The sequence below is a fragment of the Streptomyces sp. SID5910 genome (assembly GCF_009862125.1).
Lineage (GTDB): Bacteria > Actinomycetota > Actinomycetes > Streptomycetales > Streptomycetaceae > Streptomyces.
This window is the reverse complement of the sequence record NZ_WWHX01000558.1, coordinates 1-19,360: the sequence shown is the minus strand read 5'-3', so window position 1 is coordinate 19,360 and position 19,360 is coordinate 1. Positions and strand designations below refer to the sequence as shown.

At 73.9% G+C, this 19,360-nt stretch carries 14 protein-coding genes and 1 pseudogene; 10 read left to right on the top strand and 5 right to left on the bottom strand.

Annotated features, from left to right (window positions below; genetic code table 11):
* Positions 1-1,328: phosphoenolpyruvate carboxykinase (GTP) (locus GTW67_RS19710; protein ID WP_161166142.1), on the top strand; the 1,328-nt coding region annotated here is incomplete at its 5' end.
* 180 nt (positions 1,329-1,508) lie between these two features.
* On the opposite strand, the gene GTW67_RS19705 is transcribed toward GTW67_RS19710, so the two are convergent.
* Together GTW67_RS19705 and GTW67_RS19700 are read right to left on the bottom strand one after the other, a co-directional pair.
* The gene (locus tag GTW67_RS19705; RefSeq protein ID WP_161166141.1) at positions 1,509-1,937 is read right to left on the bottom strand and encodes an SCO4983 family protein; all 429 of its coding nucleotides are present in this window, start codon (positions 1,935-1,937) and stop codon (positions 1,509-1,511) included.
* Positions 1,938-2,040: 103 nt separating this feature from the next.
* Positions 2,041-3,252 carry a pyridoxal phosphate-dependent aminotransferase gene (locus GTW67_RS19700; protein WP_161166140.1) on the bottom strand — a complete coding sequence of 404 codons (1,212 nt, stop codon included), beginning with the start codon at positions 3,250-3,252 and terminating at the stop codon, positions 2,041-2,043.
* A gap of 235 nt (positions 3,253-3,487) precedes the next feature.
* Here GTW67_RS19700 and GTW67_RS19695 point away from each other — a divergent pair, with 235 nt between their 5' ends.
* Complete coding sequence (locus GTW67_RS19695; RefSeq protein ID WP_161166139.1) at positions 3,488-4,369, top strand: S1 family peptidase; 882 nt, start codon at positions 3,488-3,490, stop codon at positions 4,367-4,369.
* Positions 4,370-4,383: 14 nt separating this feature from the next.
* Here GTW67_RS19695 and GTW67_RS19690 read toward each other — a convergent pair whose 3' ends face one another.
* Positions 4,384-5,994 carry an amidohydrolase family protein gene (locus GTW67_RS19690; protein ID WP_161166138.1) on the bottom strand — a complete coding sequence of 537 codons (1,611 nt, stop codon included), beginning with the start codon at positions 5,992-5,994 and terminating at the stop codon, positions 4,384-4,386.
* Between the two features lie 9 nt (positions 5,995-6,003).
* A complete protein-coding gene (locus GTW67_RS19685; protein WP_161166137.1) occupies positions 6,004-7,293 on the bottom strand; it encodes an amino acid deaminase in 1,290 nt (429 codons plus the stop codon).
* A gap of 147 nt (positions 7,294-7,440) precedes the next feature.
* Between GTW67_RS19685 and GTW67_RS19680 the strand changes: the two genes are divergently transcribed.
* The 8 genes from GTW67_RS19680 (at position 7,441) to GTW67_RS38365 (ending at position 18,232) form a co-directional block, all read left to right on the top strand.
* Positions 7,441-8,490: a PfkB family carbohydrate kinase gene (locus tag GTW67_RS19680; protein ID WP_161166136.1), complete on the top strand. Its 1,050-nt coding sequence runs from the start codon at positions 7,441-7,443 to the stop codon at positions 8,488-8,490.
* Positions 8,487-9,251 (top strand): IclR family transcriptional regulator, encoded by a 765-nt coding sequence (locus tag GTW67_RS19675; RefSeq protein ID WP_161166135.1) that lies wholly within the window; start codon positions 8,487-8,489, stop codon positions 9,249-9,251. Before GTW67_RS19680 ends, GTW67_RS19675 begins: the two co-directional genes overlap by 4 nt.
* A complete protein-coding gene (locus GTW67_RS19670; protein ID WP_161166134.1) occupies positions 9,248-9,658 on the top strand; it encodes a RidA family protein in 411 nt (136 codons plus the stop codon). Before GTW67_RS19675 ends, GTW67_RS19670 begins: the two co-directional genes overlap by 4 nt.
* 116 nt (positions 9,659-9,774) lie before the next feature.
* Entirely contained in the window at positions 9,775-11,253 is a 1,479-nt protein-coding gene (locus tag GTW67_RS19665; RefSeq protein ID WP_161166133.1) for a GntP family permease, read from the top strand.
* A 152-nt stretch (positions 11,254-11,405) separates the two neighbouring features.
* Positions 11,406-12,536: a macro domain-containing protein gene (locus GTW67_RS19660; RefSeq protein WP_161166132.1), complete on the top strand. Its 1,131-nt coding sequence runs from the start codon at positions 11,406-11,408 to the stop codon at positions 12,534-12,536.
* Positions 12,537-12,651: 115 nt separating this feature from the next.
* Positions 12,652-13,317, top strand: a complete 666-nt coding sequence (locus tag GTW67_RS19655; RefSeq protein WP_161166131.1) for a hypothetical protein — start codon at positions 12,652-12,654, stop codon at positions 13,315-13,317.
* A 37-nt stretch (positions 13,318-13,354) separates the two neighbouring features.
* Complete coding sequence (locus GTW67_RS19650; RefSeq protein WP_161166130.1) at positions 13,355-14,011, top strand: RES domain-containing protein; 657 nt, start codon at positions 13,355-13,357, stop codon at positions 14,009-14,011.
* Between the two features lie 12 nt (positions 14,012-14,023).
* Positions 14,024-18,232: a CHAT domain-containing protein gene (locus GTW67_RS38365; protein ID WP_161166129.1), complete on the top strand. Its 4,209-nt coding sequence runs from the start codon at positions 14,024-14,026 to the stop codon at positions 18,230-18,232.
* Here the strand turns inward: GTW67_RS38365 and GTW67_RS19640 are convergent.
* A pseudogene (locus GTW67_RS19640) lies at positions 18,213-19,360 on the bottom strand (caspase family protein); the annotation flags it as partial. The gene GTW67_RS38365 and the pseudogene GTW67_RS19640 overlap by 20 nt on opposite strands.

Here is a 19,360-nt window from a genome sequence, read left to right as displayed (position 1 = left end):
TGCCCGTCCTGGACGAGCTCGGCGACGACGGCTTCTTCGTCAAGGCCGTCCACACCCTCGGCGCCCCGCTGGCCGAGGGCGAGGAGGATGTCCCCTGGCCGTGCAACAGCACCAAGTACATCTCGCACTTCCCCGAGGACCGCGAGATCTGGTCCTACGGCTCCGGCTACGGCGGCAACGCCCTGCTCGGCAAGAAGTGCTACGCCCTGCGCATCGCCTCCGTCATGGCCCGCGACGAGGGCTGGCTCGCCGAGCACATGCTCGTGCTGAAGCTGACGCCGCCCACCGGCGAGCCCAAGTACGTCGCCGCCGCCTTCCCGTCGGCCTGCGGCAAGACCAACCTCGCCATGCTGGAGCCCACGATCTCCGGCTGGACCGTGGAGACCATCGGCGACGACATCGCCTGGATGCGCTTCGGCGAGGACGGCCGCCTGTACGCGATCAACCCCGAGGCCGGCTTCTTCGGCGTCGCGCCCGGCACCGGTGAGCACACCAACGCCAACGCCATGAAGACCCTGTGGGGCAACTCCGTCTTCACCAACGTCGCCCTCACCGACGACGGCGACGTGTGGTGGGAGGGCATGACCGAGGAGACCCCGGCCCACCTGACGGACTGGAAGGGCAACGACTGGACGCCCGAGTCGGGCACCCCGGCCGCGCACCCCAACGCCCGCTTCACCACGCCGGCGTCGCAGTGCCCGATCATCGCGCCGGAATGGGAGGACCCGAAGGGCGTGCCGATCTCGGCGATCCTCTTCGGCGGACGCCGCGCCACGGCCGTCCCGCTGGTCACCGAGTCCTTCGACTGGAACCACGGCGTCTTCCTCGGCGCCAACGTGGCCTCCGAGAAGACCGCCGCCGCCGAGGGCAAGGTCGGCGAGCTGCGCCGCGACCCCTTCGCCATGCTGCCGTTCTGCGGCTACAACATGGGCGACTACATGGGGCACTGGATCGACGTGGCGAAGGACAAGGACCAGTCCAAGCTGCCGAAGATCTACTACGTCAACTGGTTCCGCAAGGACGACGACGGCAAGTTCGTCTGGCCCGGCTTCGGTGAGAACGGCCGCGTCCTGAAGTGGATCGTGGAGCGCCTGGAGGGCAAGGCGGACGGCGTGGAGACCCCGATCGGCGTCCTGCCGACGAAGGACTCCCTGGACACCGACGGCCTCGACCTGCCCGAGTCCGACCTCGAGTTCCTGCTCAGCGTCGACAAGGAGGTGTGGCGCGAGGAGGCGGCGCTCGTCCCCGAGCACCTGAACACCTTCGGCGACCACACGCCCACCGAGCTGTGGGACCAGTACCGCGCGCTGGTGCAGCGCCTGGGCTGATCCCCCCTGGTTCCGCGGCCGGTCCGGCTAGCCCTGACCTGCACAGCCGTCACGAAGGCCGGCCGCGAGGGACCTCCTCACGCTCCAGTAGCTCGATGTCCCGGAGCAAGGGAGGCCCCACTCGGGCCGGGTCCCCGCACAACGGCGTGCGACGGACCCGGCCCTTTGACTTGTCTCGGTTCAAGCAGACGCAGTCGTCAGTTCGCGCGGGTCCAGTGCCGCCGCATGCGCGTCCATGCGCTCCGCCGTCAGGATCGCGACCGCCGTGTCGGCACGGGACGCGGCCACGACCAGGGCGCGGCTCGCCAGGGTGTGCGCCCGCCGGTGCAGTGCCGCCGGACGGGACGCGGCCGGCGCGGCGGTCACCGGCACCCGGGCCGGCGCGTGGCCTCCCCGGAGCCGGGCGACCTGCTGCGCGAGCCGGTCGGCCGCCGTGTCCAGCTCCTCGGACGGCGCCAGGGCACGGAGCTCGTCCGTGGCGGTGAGCAGGGCCGCGAGATGACCCGCGAGCTGAATGTCCAGCTCCTCGTCGCGGGAGCGGTGGGGGAAGTCCGAGATGCTGCCGGCCACCGTGCTGTGGACCGACTTGCTGCGGATCGGTTCGTACATGGGACGGCCTCCTCAACGCTTTCAGGAAGCCATCCTACATTGGAATCAATCTAAAGTTGAGCCGATCACAAGATCGGATGCCCTGTACACCTACGGTGAGCGGCTAGGGCTGACCGTAGCCGTCCAGGAAGTTCCCGATCCGCCCCACGGCCTCGCGCAGGTCCGAGGCCGTCGGCAGGGTCACCACGCGGAAGTGGTCGGGCTCGGGCCAGTTGAAGCCGGTGCCCTGGACGACCATGATCTTCTCCTGGCGCAGCAGGTCCAGGACCATCCGCCGGTCGTCCTTGATCTTGAACACCTTGGGGTCGAGCCGCGGGAAGAGGTACAGCGCCCCCTTCGGCTTCACGCAGGTCACGCCCGGAATGCTGGTCAGCGCCTCGTGCGCGGCGTCCCGCTGCTCGCGCAGCCGCCCGCCCGGCAGCACCAGCTCGTTGATGGTCTGCCGCCCGCTGAGCGCCGCGACCACACCGTGCTGGCCCGGCATGTTGGCGCACAGCCGCATGTTCGCCAGGACCGTCAGGCCCTCGATGTAGGACTCGGCGTGCGCGCGGGGCCCGGAGATCGACATCCAGCCGACCCGGTAGCCGGCCACCCGGTACGCCTTGGACATGCCGTTGAAGGTGAGGGTGAGCAGGTCGGGGGCGATCGCGGCGGTCGGGGTGTGCACCGCGTCGTCGTAGAGGATCTTGTCGTAGATCTCGTCGGAGCAGACCAGCAGGTTGTGCCGGCGCGCGATGTCGGTCAGCCCGCGCAGCATCGCCTCGTCGTAGACGGCGCCGGTCGGGTTGTTCGGGTTGATGATCACCAGCGCCTTGGTGCGGTCGGTGATCTTCCGCTCCACGTCCGCGAGGTCCGGCATCCAGTCGGACTGCTCGTCGCAGCGGTAGTGCACCGCCGTGCCGCCGGACAGGGAGACGGCGGCCGTCCACAGGGGGTAGTCCGGCGCCGGGACGAGGACCTCGTCGCCGTCGTCGAGGAGGCCCTGCATCGCCATGACGATCAGCTCGGAGACGCCGTTGCCGATGAAGACGTGCTCGACGTCCGTCTCGATGCCGAGGGTCTGGTTGTGCATGACGACCGCCCGGCGCGCGGCCAGCAGGCCCTTCGCGTCGCCGTAGCCGTGGGCCGTCGAGACGTTGCGGAGGATGTCCTCCAGGATCTCGGGCGGGCATTCGAAGCCGAAGGCCGCCGGGTTGCCCGTGTTCAGCTTCAGGATGCGGTGACCGGCCGCCTCCAGCCGCATCGCCTCCTCGAGCACCGGGCCCCGGATCTCGTAACAGACGTTGGCGAGCTTGGTCGACTGGATCACCTGCATGTCCGCGAGCTTACGACCCGGTTACGACCCATGGGCCGTGTTTTCCACCACGTGAGACGCGCGCGCCCCGGTGGCCGCCGGTGCCCGCGCCCGTAGTCGGTGGGCGGGATCGCGCCAACTGGCGGCCGAATACCGGTCCTTGCCCGCACCCCTCTCCGTCATAAAAATGCTCATGACAATCCGGGTGCCGTCCGGAAGACCTCCGGCCGGTGCCCTCCATAGAGGGGACCCCCACATGAACAAGCCTCTCCTTGCCGCGCTCGCCACCCTGGCCGTCACCGGGGTCGGCGTGGCACCGGCGGCCGCGTCACCCGCGGCCCCGACGTCACCCGCGGCACGCACGGCTCCCGCGTCACCCGCAGCACCCGCGGCTCCCGCCGCCCGTGCCGTGAACTTCGCCGGCACCGTCGCGCTCAGCAACTGCTCCGGCTCCGTCGTCCGCCTGCCCGCGTCCGAGGACGACGACCCGGCGCTGGTCATGTCCAACGGCCACTGTCTGGAGACCGGCTTCCCCGCGGCCGGCGAGGTCGTCGTGGACCAGCCCTCCAGCCGGACCTTCGGGCTGCTCAACGCCTCCGGCACCCGCGTCGGCACCCTGCGCGCCAGCAAGATCGCCTACGCGACGATGACCGACACGGACGTCTCGCTCTACCAGCTCACCAGCACGTACGCCCAGATCCGCAGCTCCTACGGGATCAGCGCCCTCACCCTGAACGGCACCCACCCCACGGCCGGCACCGCGATCACCGTCGTCTCCGGCTACTGGAAGCGGACCTACGCCTGCAACGTCGACGGGTTCGTCTACCGGCTCAAGGAGGGGGAGTGGACCTGGAAGGACTCGGTCCGCTACACCTCCGCCTGCCAGACCATCGGCGGCACCTCCGGGTCGCCCGTCGTCGACAACGCCACCGGCAGGGTCGTCGCCGTCAACAACACGGGCAACGAGGACGGCGCCCGCTGCACCGACAACAACCCCTGCGAGGTCGCCGAGAACGGCACGGTCACGGTCCGCAAGGGCATCAACTACGCCCAGGAGACCTACCAGATCCCGGCCTGCTTCGGCCTCGACAGCAAGCTCGACCTCTCCCGCAGCGGCTGCGTCCTGCCCAAGCCGTAGTCCCGAGCCGTAGCTCAGCGCGGGCTCCGGCGCACCGACCGCCCGGCCAGTACGTCGGTGCGCCGGCCGTCCTCGATCACGAACCGCCCGTCGACCAGCACGTACGGGATGCCCGTCGGAAGCCGGCGCGGCTCCTCGTACGTGCTGCCGGCCGCGACCGTCGCCGGGTCGAAGAGGACCAGGTCGGCCCGGAACCCCTCGCGGATCCTGCCCCGGTCCGGCAGCCGCAGCCGGGCCGCCGGGCGCCCGGTGAGGTGGGCGACGCACTCCTCCAGCGAGAGCACGCCCAGCTCGCGCACGTAGTGGCCGAGGTAGTGCGGGAAGGTGCCGTAGGCGCGCGGGTGCGGCTTGCTGCCCTGGAGGATGCCGTCCGAGCCGCCGGTGTGGACGCGGTGCCGCATGATCGCGCGGACGTTCTCCTCGTGGCCGACGTGCTGGAGGATCGTCGGGGCCAGCCGGTCGGTCAGCAGCAGGCGCCGGGCGACCGTCCACGGGCTCTCGCCGCGCAGCCCGGCCGACTCCAGGACCGTGCGGCCGACGTACTCGGCGAGGGCCGGGTCGCTCACGCCGGAGATCTCGATGGTCTCCCACTCCACGGGCACGCCGTGGCAGCCGTCGGAGCCGGTCACCTCCAGGTGGTGCCGGATGCGCTCGGCGGTGTCGTCGTCCGCCAGCCGCTTGAGGATCTGCTCCGGGCCGCCCTCGCTCGCCCAGCTCGGCAGCAGCGCCACCAGGGTCGTGCAGCCCGGGGTGTACGGATAGGTGTCGAGGGTGATGTCGGCGCCGGCGGCGAGCGCGCCGTCCAGCAGCGTCAGCAGCTCGGGTGCCCTGCCCTTGTTGACGCCGAAGTTCATGGTGGCGTGCGCCAGGTGCAGCGGGCAGCCCGCCTCCCGGGTCAGCTCGACCATCTCCTCGTACGCCTGGAGGGCCCCGGCGCCGTAGGAGCGGTGGTGCGGGCAGTAGTAGCCGCCGTACGACGCCACCACCCGGCACAGCTCGGTCAGCTCCGCGTCCTTCGCGTACATGCCGGGCGTGTAGGTCAGCCCGGACGACATGCCGACCGCGCCCTGCTCCATGCCCTCGGCGACCAGGCGCCGCATGTGCTCCAGCTCGGCTTCCGTCGCCTCCCGGTCGTCCCAGCCGACGGCGAGGGCGCGGACCGTGCCCTGCGGGATCAGATAGGCGGCGTTGACGGCGATGCCCCGGTCGAGCCGGTCCAGGTACTCGCCGACCGAGCGCCAGTCGAAGTCGACGTCGTCGCCGGTGCCGTTCCACCCGGCGATGGCGCGGCGCACCTCGCCGAGGGTGCGGTCGTCGACCGGCGCGTAGGAGAGCCCGTCCTGCCCGAGGACCTCCAGGGTGACGCCCTGGGCCGCCTTCGCGCTGTGATCGGGGTCGCGCAGCAGGGCCAGGTCGCTGTGGGCGTGCATGTCGATGAAGCCGGGGGCGAGGACCAGGCCCTCGGCGTCCAGCTCGCGCCGGGCCCTGGGGCGCTGGCAGCCGGCGGCCGCCGCCTCCTTGACGATCGACACGACGCGCCCGCCGTCCACGACGACGTCGGCGCGGTACGAGGGCTCGCCGGTGCCGTCGGCGACCTCGGCGTCCCGGATGACCAGCTCTTCCACCAGGGCCTCCTAGAAGAACGTGCGGATGAGGTCGACGACCGTCCCGTCCGCCTCCGCGACCGGGATCAGCTGCCACTTGTCGAACGACGTGCAGGGATGGGACAGGCCCATGCCGACCCAGTCGCCGACCTCCAGCTCCGCCCCGGGGGCGGTGCGCAGCCAGGCGTGCTGGTCGGACAGGCCCGTCACCGTGACGCCGTCCGCGGGCCGCTCCGCGCCGCCGCCGGCGGGGAGGACCGCCTGGGCGAAGGGCAGGTGGAGGTCGTAGGCGGCGTCCCGCTTGCCGGCGTTGGTGAACGCCTGCTCCGGGGAGGGGCGCGAGACGACCTGGGACCAGAGGCGGAAGGCGGGCTCCAGGGTGCCTTCGGCGGGGACGCGGTTGAAGGGGGTCAGCTCGCGGTAGTGACCGTCGTCGTGCGAGACGTAGGCGCCCGAGCGCAGCAGCTTCAGCACGGGCACGGAGAGGTCCGGGACCTCGGCGAACACGTCGGCGACCGCGTCGAACCAGGCGCTGCCGCCCGCGCTCAGCACGATCTCGTCCAGCCCCGCGAACCGCCCGGCCTTGTCGAAGTCCACGGCCAGCGCGGCCAGCCGGCGCAGCCACGCGTGCACCTTCTCCGGGTCGGCGTCCGGCACCTCGCCCTCGTACCCGGCCACGCCGGCCAGCCGCAGCGTCGGCGCGGCGGCCACCGCGTCCGCGACCGCCGCGCACTCCGCCTCGGTGCGCACCCCGGTCCGGGCGCCCTCACCGGCGGCCAGCTCGACCACGACGTCCACCGGGCGGGAGGCCCCCGCCTCGCTCAGCGCGGCGTCCATCAGCTCCGCGCCGCGCACGGAGTCGACGTAGCAGACGAAGCGGAAGTCCGGGTCGGCGTCCAGCTCGGCGGCGACCCGGCGCAGGGCGGCGGCGTCGACCAGCTCGTTGGCCAGGAAGATCCGCTGGATGCCGTAGGCGCGGGCCACCCACACCTGGTGCGGCACCGCGAGCGTGATGCCCCAGGCGCCGTGCTCGATCTGGCGGTGGAAGAGCTGCGGGGCCATGGAGGTCTTGCCGTGCGGCGCGAAGGCGAGGCCGTGCCGGGCGGAGTACGTCTCCATCAGCCTCAGGTTGTGCTCCAGGCGCTCGGCGGAGAGGGCCAGCACGGGCGTGGTGAAGCCGCCGGTGAAGAGGTTGCGGCGCTCGGCGGCCAGCTCGGCGACGGTCAGGCCCGCGGCGTCCGGCGGGAGGCCCTTGAAGCGGTGGTCGATGTGCTCCTCGGCCAGACGGGCGAGGGCTTCGGTGCCGGTGTCGAGGGCCATGGAGCCTCCCTGAGATGGGTCGTTGCGCTGCATGCAACGGCCGTTGCGTATATCGCTCACTGCTGTCTAACATCTCGGCCAACGCGGGGTCAACGGAGCCTCCGTCCGTGACAGTCCGCCCGCGACAGGAAGAGGAGCCCCACCATCGTGACCGCCGACGGCCCCACCAGCACCACCCCCGACGTCGTGGACGTCGTCGCGCTCGGCGAGTCCATGGTCACCTTCCTGCCCTCCCGCCCCGGACGCCTCGCCGACGTGCCCTCCTTCGACCGCGCCATCGGCGGCGCCGAGTCCAACACCGCCTGCGTGCTGGCCGCCGCCGGGCACACCGTCCGCTGGGTCAGCGCCGTCGGCACCGACGGCTTCGGCGACCACCTGGTCGAGACGATCGGCTCCTACGGCGTCGACGTCCGCGCCGTCCGCCGCGACCCGGACCGGCCGACCGGCATCTACTTCCGCACCGCCGGCGACCGCGCCACCGACGCCCACGAGGTGGCGTACTACCGGGCCGGCTCGGCGGCCTCCGCGATGTCGGCCGCCGACCTGGACCTCGACGCCGTCCGCTCCGGCCGGGTCCTCCACCTGTCCGGCATCACCGCCGCGCTCTCCGCCGACTGCCTGGACCTGATGCGCGAGCTGACCGCCCGCCGCCCCGGGCGGCCCCTGGTGTCCTTCGACGTCAACCACCGGCCGGCCCTGTGGCGCGACGGCGACGGTGACGGCGACGGTCCGGCGGTGCTGCTGGAGCTGGCGCGCGGCGCCGACGTCGTCTTCGTCGGCGAGGACGAGGCCTGGGGGCTGGGCGGGCCCGAGGCCGTGCGCGCCGCCCTGCCCGAGCCCGACGTGCTCGTCGTCAAGCAGGGCGCGACCGGCGCCACCGCCTTCCACGGCACCGACGTCACCACCGTGCCCGCCCTGCACGTGGACGTCGTCGCCGCCGTCGGCGCGGGCGACGCCTTCGCCGCCGGGTTCCTCTCCGCCACCCTGCGCGGACTGCCCGTGCGCGAGCGCCTGCGCCACGGCCACCTGATGGCCGCCGCCGCCCTCACCGTCCCCGGCGACCTCGCCACACCCCCGGCACGCGACCACGCCGACCGCCTGGCCGCCCTCGACGACGACGCGTGGGGGAGACTGCGACTCGGCCCCGGCTGGACACAGGCCGGCGAAGGGGCCGACGAGGAGGTACGCACACCATGAGCCAGACCGTCGACCGCGCGCTCAGCATCCTGCCGCTGCTCGCCGAGGGCCCCGCCGACCTCGGCCGGGTCGCCGACCGGCTCGGCGTCCACAAGTCCACGGCCCTGCGTCTGCTGCGCACCCTCCACGAACACGGCTTCGTCTACCGCCAGTCCGACCAGCGCTACCGCCTCGGCGCCCGGCTCATCTCCCTCGCCCAGGAGGCGATGGAGAACCTGGACGTCCGCGAGATCGCCCACCCCCACCTCGTACGCCTCAACGAACAGGTCGGACACACCGTCCACCTCGCCGTCCACGAGGAGAACGAGGTCCTCTACATCGACAAGGTCGAGAGCCGCTACCCGGTCCGCATGTACTCCCGGATCGGCAAGCCCGTCGCCATCACCGTCGCGGCCGTCGCCAAGCTGCTGCTCGCCGACCTCCCCGAGAACGAGCGCCGCGCCGTCGTGGAGAAGCTCGACTACCCCCTCTACACGGCCCGTTCGACCCCCAACGCCGACGCCTTCCTCAAGGAGCTGGCCAAGGTGCGCGAACAGGGCTGGGCCACCGACCTCGGTGGCCACGAGGAGTCCATCAACTGCGTCGCCGCCCCCATCCGGGGCGCCGACGGCAGGGTGACGGCCGCCATGTCGGTCTCCGCGCCGAACGTCGTCGTCACCGCCGACGAACTCCTCACCCTGCTCCCGCTGGTGCGCCGTACGGCGGACGCCATCAGCGGCGAGTACTCCGGCAGGACCCCAGTCAAGGAAGTCACCGCATGACCGACAAGATCGCTCTCACCCCGTCGACCCACACCGTCCCCCCGGCGAAGTTCAGCCACGGCGTGAAGAAGGGCAACATCCTCCAGGTCGCCGGCCAGGTCGGCTTCCTCCCCCACGAGGACGGCAAGGCCCCCACCCCGGCCGGCCCGACCCTGCGCGAGCAGACCCTCCAGACCCTCGCCAACGTCAAGGCGATCCTGGAGGAGGGCGGCGCCTCCTGGGACGACGTGATGATGATCCGCGTCTACCTCACGGACGTCGACCACTTCGCCGAGATGAACGAGATCTACAACGCCTACTTCGGGGAGCAGGGCCTCACCCAGCCCCCCGCCGCGCGCACGACCGTCTACGTCGGTCTGCCCGCCGGCCTCCTCATCGAGATCGACGCGCTCGCCGTCCTCGGCTGACCGTCCCTCCGCACCGCCTGTCTGTCTGTGAACGGCACGGCGTCCCCCACCCGGGGGCGCCGTGCCGCGCTCCTCCCTGCCCGAAAGCCCCATGTATTTACCCCGAGGACCCCCGAATGCCCCCTACGTCCCTCCAGCTCGCCGCCGCCGAGACCCCACCCCACACCGGCGGCCTGCTCACCCTGATCGACGGCACGGCAGGACTGCTGACCGTCGCCGCGATCGGCATCGCGCTCCTGCTCTTCCTGATCATCAAGGTGCGGCTCCAGCCCTTCGTCGCCCTGCTCGCCGTCTCCATAGCCGTCGGCCTGCTCGCCGGACTGTCGGTCACCGAACTCTTCGGCACCGTCCAGAAGTCCGACGCCGTCTCCACCATCGAGTCCGGCATGGGCGGCATCCTCGGCCACGTCGCCATCATCATCGGCCTCGGCACCATGCTCGGCGCGATCCTCGAAGTGAGCGGCGGAGCGGAGGTCCTGGCCTCCCGGCTGCTCGGCCTGTTCGGCGAGAAGCGCGCCCCGCTCGCCATGGGCCTGACCGGCCTGATCTTCGGCATCCCCGTCTTCTTCGACGTCGGCATCTTCGTCCTCGCGCCCATCGTCTACGCCGCCGCCAAGCGGTCCGGCAAGTCGATCCTGCTCTACTGCCTGCCCCTGCTCGCCGGCCTGTCGATGACCCACGCGTTCCTGCCGCCGCACCCCGGCCCGGTCGCCGCCGCCGGACTGCTGAAGGTGGACCTCGGCTGGGTCATCCTCATGGGCATCGTCTGCGGCATCCCGGCCGTCCTCGCCGCCTGGGCCTACGCCGCCTGGGTCGGCCGCCGCATCTTCGTCCCCGTCCCGCAGGACATGGTCGAGGCCGCCGAGGAGGCCCGGCAGGCCGTCATCGACGAGCAGCGCAAGGCCGGTGTCGCGCCCCGCGAGACGCCCGTGCCGCTCGGCACCGTTCTCGGCATCATCGGCACCCCGCTGGTCCTCATCCTCGCCGCGACCTTCTCCTCCATCGCCCTGGACCCCTCCACCACCCGCTCGGTGATCGAGTTCTTCGGCAACCCCTTCGTCGCCCTCACCATCGCCCTGTTCCTCGCCTACTACCTGCTCGGCATCCGGCGCGGCTGGTCCCGCAAGTCCCTGGAGACCGTCTCGACGTCCTCGCTGAAGCCGGTCGGCAACATCCTGCTGGTGGTCGGCGCGGGCGGGGTCTTCGGCGCCGTCCTCAAGGCCAGCGGCGTCGCCCAGGCCCTCTCCGACACCTTCCACGGCGTCGGCCTGCCCGTGATCGTCCTGTCCTACCTGATCTCCCTCGTGCTGCGGGTCGCGCAGGGCTCGGCGACGGTCGCCATCGTGACGACGGCCGGTATCGTGGCGCCGCTGCTCGCCGAGGGCGATCACTCGCAGGCGTTCGTCGCGCTGGTCATCATGGCCATCTCGGCGGGCTCCATCTTCGCCTCGCACGTCAACGACGGCGGCTTCTGGATGGTGGCCAAGTACTTCGGCATCAGCGAGCGGGACACCCTGAAGACGTGGACCGTGCTGGAGAGCGTGCTCTCGCTCGGCGGCTTCGTGATGGCGGCGGTGCTCAGCCTGTTCGTGTAGGTCCCGCCGGTAGGGCCAACTCCCGTACGTCCGCCCCGGATCCGCCCGGAAAGGGCCCGAGCCGCGACCGGGCCGTGCGGTGCAATGGAAACACGGGGGGAGCACCGGACCGGGCTTGTGAGGGCGGAGGCGGCGATGGGATCGTTGATGCCATGCCGCATCCCTCTCACAAGCCCGATCACGCCGCGGTGCTCGCCGAGGTGAGAGCGGTGCGGCGGGCCGGAGTCGTCAGGCTCCGCGGGCTGGACATCCCGGAGCTCTCCCGCATCGCACGCGAACGGCTGGGAACCCCGGGGGAGTTACCCGGCCTCGCGGTCGAGCGGCTGCTCCGGGACGCCGTCGCCGGCATCGGCGGCGGCACCCTCCAGACCGCCGCCGAGTACACCCTCGGCCTCGCCCAGGGCACCCGGGACTGGCCCCCGGCCGACCGGCGCCGCCGGGCCGCCGAGGTGTACGGCGTCAGCGTCGAGCGGTTCCGCAAGCACCACGAGGTGATGGTGCTGGACCAGATCACCGAGCAGGTCCTCGGCCTCGCCGCCACCGACGGCGCCCCGGAGGACGGCCCGGCGGCCCTCGCCGCGTCCGACGGCCGGGACGCTCCGGCCCCGAGCCCGCACCACCTCGCCCCCGCCCACCGCGTGATCAAGCCGCGCGTCCACGACCGCGTCGTCCCCGTCACCCTGCACGTCCACTCCGTGGACCTCCTGCGCGGCGTCGACGTCGTCGTCTCCCCGTCCAACACGTACTTCGCGCTCCCCGCGCCCTACAAGGCGTCCGTCGCCGCGACCCTGCGCCGGGCCGGAGCCCGCACCGACGTCACCGGAGGAGTCGTCGAGGACCACGTCCACGACGAACTGCGCGACTGGGCCGCCCGCCACGGCATCCCCGGCCGCGCCGCCCTGCCCGGCACGGTCGCCGCCACCTCCGCCGGCGCCATGGCCGCCCAGGGGGTGCGCCGCATCTACCACCTCGCCGTGGCCGTGCCCCGCCCCGGCACCAACGACTACGACGTCCAGCCCGCCGACATCACCCGCGCCGTCGACCGGGCCTTCACGCTGCTCGCCGAGGAGTCCGGCCGCCACGACCCGCCGCTCACCTCCGTCTGCCTGCCACTGCTCGGCGCCGGCCGCGGCGGACTGCCCGCCCTGGAGAGCTTCGGCGCGCTGTGGACGGCCGTGGAGGCCGAACTCGCGCGCGGCGCCCCCTGGGACATCCACCTCGTGATGCGCCGCCAGGCCCGCGCCGACCTGGTGGAACGCCTCCTCACCGGGCGCCGACCCTAGGGCCCCCGCGACGCGGGCATGATCGAAACGACAGGCCCCAGCCCGCCGGCCGGGCGGACAGCGGCGCCCGGTCCGACGACGACCGGTACCGACGACAGGACGACAAGGGGGACCAGTGAATCCGTACGCCGTGCTGGCCGCGGCGGCAGCCGAATGGCACCGGCTGGCCGACCGCGTCACCGGACCCACCCGCGAGCGCCTCGCCGCCCTGCTGACCGTCGTACGCCACCGCGAGGCCGGCGAAGGCGCCCGCCGCGGTGCCGCCGAGGAGGCCGCCGGGCTGCTCCGCCGGGCCCTGCCCGACGAGTTCGGCACCGCCCAGGAGGCCCGGCTCGCCACCGGCACCACCACCGACGCCGGCCTCGACCCGTCCTACCTGGGGTTCCGCGCCGACGACCTCGCCGTCCTGCTCCTCGACGGGCACCGCATGGTCGGCCCCGTGCTCGGCCCGGTCCGCGACCGGCTGCTCGCCGAACCCGCCGTGGACCCGGCCACCGTGCTGCGCGACGGCGGCGACCCCTACGCCCGCGACCTGATCCGGCTGCCCGGACCCGGCGGACTGGCCCGGCTGCCCCGGTTCCAGTTCTCCGAGGGCAGCCTGCCCTGGCTGGTCGTCCTGGAGGTCAACGCGCTCCTCGACGCCGCCCGCGACCCCTGGGGCGCCGCCGACTGGTGGCTGGCCGGCAACGCCTGGCTCGGCACCGCGCCCGCCGCCCTCCTCGGCACCGGACAGGAGCGCCGGCTCGCCGACACCGCGCGCCTGCTGCTGGAGGACGTGTGACCGTACCGACCGCGCCGTACGAGGAGGCAGACCCGCCGTGCCCAACTACCGGCCGCCCGAGCACCTGACGGGCACCCCGGCCAAGGCGACGCTCACGCAGGGCACCCTGCTGCACCGCGTCCACGCCCTGCACCGCGGCGCCACCGCCTTCAACCCGCGGCCCGCGCACTGCCTCTACGGCGGCGGCCGCTTCGACGCCACGCCCTGCGACCGCTACGGCTACCTCTACGCAGGCACGACCCCGGGCGCCGCCGTGTGCGAGACCCTGCTGCGCTCCCTGCCCTTCGACCCGGAGGGCGGCCCGCGCCTGGTGCCCGGCGTCGCCGTCGCCCGGCGCGGTCTGAGCACCCTGCGGCTGGCCGCCGACCTCACCGTCGTGTCCCTGATGACCGCCCAGGACCTCGCCGGGGTACGGCAGGACAGCTGGCTGGTGCAGACCGAGGCGCGGGACTACGCCTACACCCGGGACTGGGCGCACTGGATCCGCCGCCACACCGACCCCTGGGCCCAGGGCTTCGTCTGGTCCTCCAAGCGCGAGCCCGGCGACCGCACGGTGGTCCTCTTCGGCGACCGCTGCCCGCCCGGCGCCCTGGAGGCCCTGCCCGGCCACACCGTCGACTTCGCCACGGCCGACGGACGCGCCCACCTCAATTCTGTGCTCCAGCCCTACCACGCGCAGCTCGCCCCCCAGTAGAAGGCCCGCACCGTGCCCGACGCCCCCGTCTCCCCCGAGGAGCTCGCCGCCGAACGCGAGCGGACCCTCGACGCGCTCGGCCGGCTGTCCGCCGACGACCCCGGTGCGCCGGGCCTGTGCGCGTACGTCGGCGAACTCAGCTACCGGCTGTTCCACCTGGCCGGCGCCGACCCGGACGGCGAGGACCTCCACCTGGCCCTGGAGGCCTTCGAGCGCGCCCTCGGCAGGCCCGGCCCGGAACCCGCCCGGCCGGCCTGGCGGATCCTGTACGGACACCTGCTGGCGATCGGCTACGACGAGTCCCGCGACCTTCAAGTCCTGGAGCGGGCCCAGGAGATGCTGCGGACGGGCGTGGACGGCCTCGCGCCCGACGACCCGGACGGCCTCCGTGCCCTCGGCCGCCGCGTCCTCGCCAACTGCGCCAAGGAGCGCTACGTGCGGCGCGGCGAGGACGACGACCCGGGCGCGCTGCTCGACGAGGCGGTGCTCCGCCACGCCGACGCCCTGGACGACGCCGCACCCGGCGACGAGGACGAGGCCGAACTGCACATCTCCCTCGGCTTCCTGCACCTCCAACGCGCCGAGATGCGCACCGACCCCGGCGCCGCCGCCGAGTCGGCACGCCACTACGCGGCGGTCCTCGACGCCGGCCCGCCGGACGTCGATCTGCCGCACGTCCGGCACAGCCTGGGCCTGGCCCTGCTGCTGCGCGGCCGGATGACCGCCGACCGCGACCTCCTGGAGGCGGCACGGGACGCCTTCGGCACGGCCCGTACGGAGCTGCGCCGGGCGGGGCGGACCGGCGGGGAGGAACCCGGCTGGGCGTTCCAGTCGCAGGCCGACGCCGTGTTCGTCCGCGCGCTGATCTGGACCTCGTGGCGGGACAACGGCCAGTGCGCCGCCGCCGAGGTCGAGCTGCGGGACCTGCTGGCCCGGCCGGACGCCGAGGACCTGCTGTCGCCCCAGTACCTCGACGTGTTCGGCCGGGTCCTCTACGAGCGGGCCGCCGACCGCGACGACGACACCGGCCGCGACCGGGGCATCGCGCTCGTGCGGCGGGCCCTCGCCCGGTGGGAGCCGGCCCGTGACGGCGACGTCACCCCGACGGCCGTCTTCCTGGCCGCGTTCCAGCAGGCCCGCTACTCCGCCGATCCCGACCCGCGACGCCTCCACGACGTCCTGGACGCGACCGGCCGGCTTCTTGGGCGGTCCTCCGGAGACTCGGACCTCACCAAGATGGCGCGCCTGCTGGACGGCTGGGCCCGCTACCTGCTCGCCGACCGCGGCCTGCTGCCGGAGGTCGAGGGGCTGCCGCAGGGCCTCGACCTGGCCGCCCTCAGACAGGCCACCGACGGCATGCTCGCGGACTTCCGGGAGGGCCGGTCCTTCGTCGACTTCGGCGAGGACGAGTTCCTGCGCGGCATCGGCCGGGACATGACGTCGGCGCGCGTGCGCACCGAACGCCTCAACTGGCAGCTCGACCAGTTCCGCGCCGCCGAGCCGGGCGGCGAGGCCCGCGCCCAGGCCGCCGCGATACTCCTGAGCAACCTGCCCATGACCGACCCCGAGGGCGACCTGCTCGGCCCCGAGATCCGGCAGGAGCTGAGGGAGGCCGTGGTGCAGCGCGCCGAGACCGACCCCGCCTGGGCCGGGCGGGCGCACGCCGTCCTCGGCATCGCGCGCCTCCACGAGGAGACCAGCACCGGCTCCGGCGCCGGGCTCGACGAGGTCCTCGCCCACTTCGACCGGGCCGAGGAGGCCGGCGGGCAGGACGACTACGGGCTCGCCCTGGGCCGGTTCATCGCACGGACCCAGCGTGGCCAGACCGGCGGCGCGGCCGACGACATGGAGGAGGGCGCGGCCGTCTGGCGGCGGCTGCGGGACGACCCCGACCTGCCCGCGCACGTGCGCCGCACGCTGGACCTCCAGCAGGCGGGCTTCGACGCGCACACCGCCGTACGGCGCGGCGACCTGGCCGCGGCCGACCGGCACATCGCGGTCCTGGCCGAGGGGCACGCCGAGATGTCGGAGGACGACCCCTCGCGGATCGAGGCCTTCACCTCCCTGGAGAACGTGCGGGACGCCCGCGACGCCCTCGCCCACAACCTGGGTGCCGCGCCGCTGCCCCCGCTCGCCGGCCGCCCCGGCGCGGCGCTGCTGCGGCGCGAGGCCAAGCGCCTGCCGCGCGACCACCGCGCCTGGGTGCTCGGCGACAACGGCATGCGCCGGTTCGTCCGGGCCGGGCAGGCGAACGACGGGCCGGGTCTCGCGGACGCGATCGGACTGCTTCAGGAGGCCCACGACCTGTCCGCGGAGGGCAGCGACGACCGGCTGCGCTACGCCTACTGCCTCGGCGTCGCCCACTGCGCCCTGTCCACGCTCCAGTTCGACCGGGTGCACAGCCGGGAGCGGCTGGCCAGGGGCATCAAGCTCCTGGAGGCCGTCCTGGAGGAGGCCGGCGGACCCGAGCACCGCCTGTACGGGGAGATCGGGCTCGCCCTGGCCCGCGGCTACCGCACCCGCGACGACCTCCACCGCCGCGACCGGGCCGGTGCCCGGCGGGCCGGCCTGGCCTCGCTGCGCGGCCACACCTGGGCGGCGCTGCTGCAATCCGGCACCGACCACGCCGCCCTGGCCGCGGTGCAGGCCACCGGGGCTGCGCTGGAGGTCGCCGGCTGGTGCCTGAAGGACGGCAGGCCGGAGGAGGCCCTCCAGGCGCTCGACGCCTGCCGCGGGCTCATGCTGCACGCGGCCGTCACCTCGACGACCGTGCCGGACCTGCTGGCCGCGGCCGACCGCACCGACCTCGCCGACGAGTGGCGTGCCTCCGGCGCGGGCGCGGGCGAGGACCCGGCCGACCCGCTCACGGCCGTGCGGGCCCCGCTGAGCGTGCCCAGTTCGCTGCGCCGGCGGGTGTTCGCCGCGCTCACCGGCGGCGACGCCCCGAGCGCGGCGCAGCTCCTGGACCCGCCCACGCCGGAGGAGATCGGCCGGGCCCTGCGCGCCGTGGCCAAGGACGCCCTGGTCTACCTGGTCCCGGCGAACGACGACGTCCCCGGCACCGCCCTGGTCGTCACCTCCTCCGCCCAGGTGCACGCCGTACCGCTGCCCACGCTCAGCCAGGAGGCGGCGCCGCTGAAGGCGTACGTCCCGGCGCCCGGGGGCCTCGGCCGCACCGACGGCGCCCACGACCCCGGCCCCGCTCCAGGCCGCGACCTCGGTCCCGTGCCCGGGTACGTCCCCGGCGGTGGTCGGCCCGTCGACGAGCAGAGCCGGCTGCGGGAGCAGCTCGACCGGCTGTGCGGCTGGGCCTGGTACGCGGCGATGCGGCCGCTGCTGGAGGCGTTCGAGATGCCGGGCGGACGGCCGCCGCGCCTGGTGCTGGTGCCGATGGGCACCCTCGGGCTCGTACCGTGGCACGCCGCCTGGGAGCCCGGCGGGCCCCGGGGCCGCCGCTACGCCCTCCAGGCCGCCGAGATCTCCTACGCGGCCTCGGCCCGCCTGCTGTGCCAGGTCGCGGCCCGCCCCGCCGCCCCGCCCACCGGCCCCGCGCTGGTCGTCGGCAACCCCACCGGCGACCTGCGCTACGCGGGCGAGGAGGCCGACGCCGTGCAGCGCGCCTTCTACCCGCACGGCCGCTTCCTCGGCCGCCGCGTCACCGGCGGCGCGGACACGCCGGACGGCGCGGGCACCCCGCGGGAGGTGCTGGACTGGCTGCGCGGCCCCGCTGCGGACGAGGACGGCGGCGTGCTGCACCTCGCCTGCCACGCCGCCGTCGCCGCCAACGCCCGCCGCAGCGCCTATCTCGCCCTGAACGGCGGGAGGCTGGCGGCGGAGGAGCTGACAGACGCCGCCGGCGGGCGGAACCGCCGGCTGTCCCTGGTGCTGCTGGCCGCGTGCAGCAGCCATGTGTCGGGGCGCGGCCACAACGAGGCGTTCAGTCTCTCCACCGCCTTCCTCGTGGCCGGCGCGGACTCGGTCGTCGGCTCGCTCTGGCCGGTCCCGGACGAGGCGACCTCGGTGCTGATGTTCCTCACCCACCACTTCCTGCGCACCCACGGCGAGCCCCCGGCGAAGGCGCTGCGCCGCGCCCAGCTGTGGATGCTGAACCCCGGCCGGGAGCTCCCCGACGGCCTCCCCCCGGCTCTGGCGGCCCGCGCCGGCCGCATCGACCCGCACGACCTGACCGCCTGGGCCGGCTTCACGCACCTGGGCCGGTGACGGGCTCCGCCCCCTGCGCCGGTACGAGCGTGCGCAGCGGCACGGTGAGCGTCGTCCACCGTCCCGGAGCCGCCCCGAGCACCGGGCCGAGATCGCGGGAGACCGGGGCGGCGTACGGATCCCAGGCGGGCAGCTGGAACGGCAGCGTGTTCAGCTCCCGTTCGGCGACGATCAGCTTGAGCCAGTCCCGGGTCTGGGCACCGGGCGCCACCGGCCGGCCCTGCGGCAGGGACAGCCGTACGGGATCGCCGTCCAGGACGTGGCCCGTGCGGCCGGGGCCGATGAAGTGCCCCGGGTACAGCACGGAGTGGCAGGCATAGCGGTCCGTCAGGTCCAGCAGGAGGCACCACAGGGTGCGGTCGAGGGAGCGGTTGTGCAGCCGGATCGACACCAAGGGCGCCTCCGGACCGTCCGGGCCCGGCGTGTACGGGCAGACGATCTCCCCGCCGCCGTCCGGCAGCAGCACCTCGCCCGGCGCCGCGTTCCACGGGGCGATCTCCACACGGACCAGGCCGTCCAGCGGCGAGGGCCGGGGCGCGAGGTCCCGGATCTCGTGCCAGCGGGTCAGATGCTCCAGGCAGCGGGCCACCCGCGAGACGTCGCCGTCGCCCCCGTACGGCAGCGGCGCGGTGAACGGCGTACCGTCCCGCCGCTCCACGTGCGCCTCGCGCTCCGCCACCCGCACCCGCAGTTCCAGCCCGGCCGCCCGCTCCGGCCCGTCGACCACCCGCAGCGACGGCAACGGCCCCACCGCCTCGGCCAGTTCCCGCACCGCGTCGGCGGGGCCCGCCAGCCGTACGCCGCCCTGCGCGAGGGCGAGCGCGGACACCACCACCGGGTAGACCAGGGCCCGGTCGGGCACCCAGCCCACCGGATCGACGAGCGTCCGCTCCATCCGCACGTCCCGCGCCCACAGCACGAGCCCGCCCGGTGCGGCGGTGTCCGGCTCCGCGTCCGCCACCGTGAACTCCGCCGCGCCCGCGCCCTCCCGCAGTCCGTGGGCCGTGCCGCAGTCGACCTCCCAGCCGTCCGGGCCGTAGCGCAGCAGGTACGCGCTCGCGGGTGCCGAGCGGGGGGCGAGCGGGGCGAGGAACGGCTGGTCCGCGGGGCCGCCCGGCGCGTCCGGCA

What these genes read in the sequence shown, in the direction of transcription:
- GTW67_RS19705 (WP_161166141.1), bottom strand. Translation starts at nt 1,937, where the DNA reads ATGTACGAACCGATCCGCAGCAAGTCGGTCCACAGCACGGTGGCCGGC.
- GTW67_RS19700 (WP_161166140.1), bottom strand. Translation starts at nt 3,252, where the DNA reads ATGCAGGTGATCCAGTCGACCAAGCTCGCCAACGTCTGTTACGAGATC.
- GTW67_RS19695 (WP_161166139.1), top strand. Translation starts at nt 3,488, where the DNA reads ATGAACAAGCCTCTCCTTGCCGCGCTCGCCACCCTGGCCGTCACCGGG.
- GTW67_RS19685 (WP_161166137.1), bottom strand. Translation starts at nt 7,293, where the DNA reads ATGGCCCTCGACACCGGCACCGAAGCCCTCGCCCGTCTGGCCGAGGAG.
- GTW67_RS19675 (WP_161166135.1), top strand. Translation starts at nt 8,487, where the DNA reads ATGAGCCAGACCGTCGACCGCGCGCTCAGCATCCTGCCGCTGCTCGCC.
- GTW67_RS19670 (WP_161166134.1), top strand. Translation starts at nt 9,248, where the DNA reads ATGACCGACAAGATCGCTCTCACCCCGTCGACCCACACCGTCCCCCCG.
- GTW67_RS19665 (WP_161166133.1), top strand. Translation starts at nt 9,775, where the DNA reads ATGCCCCCTACGTCCCTCCAGCTCGCCGCCGCCGAGACCCCACCCCAC.
- GTW67_RS19660 (WP_161166132.1), top strand. Translation starts at nt 11,406, where the DNA reads ATGCCGCATCCCTCTCACAAGCCCGATCACGCCGCGGTGCTCGCCGAG.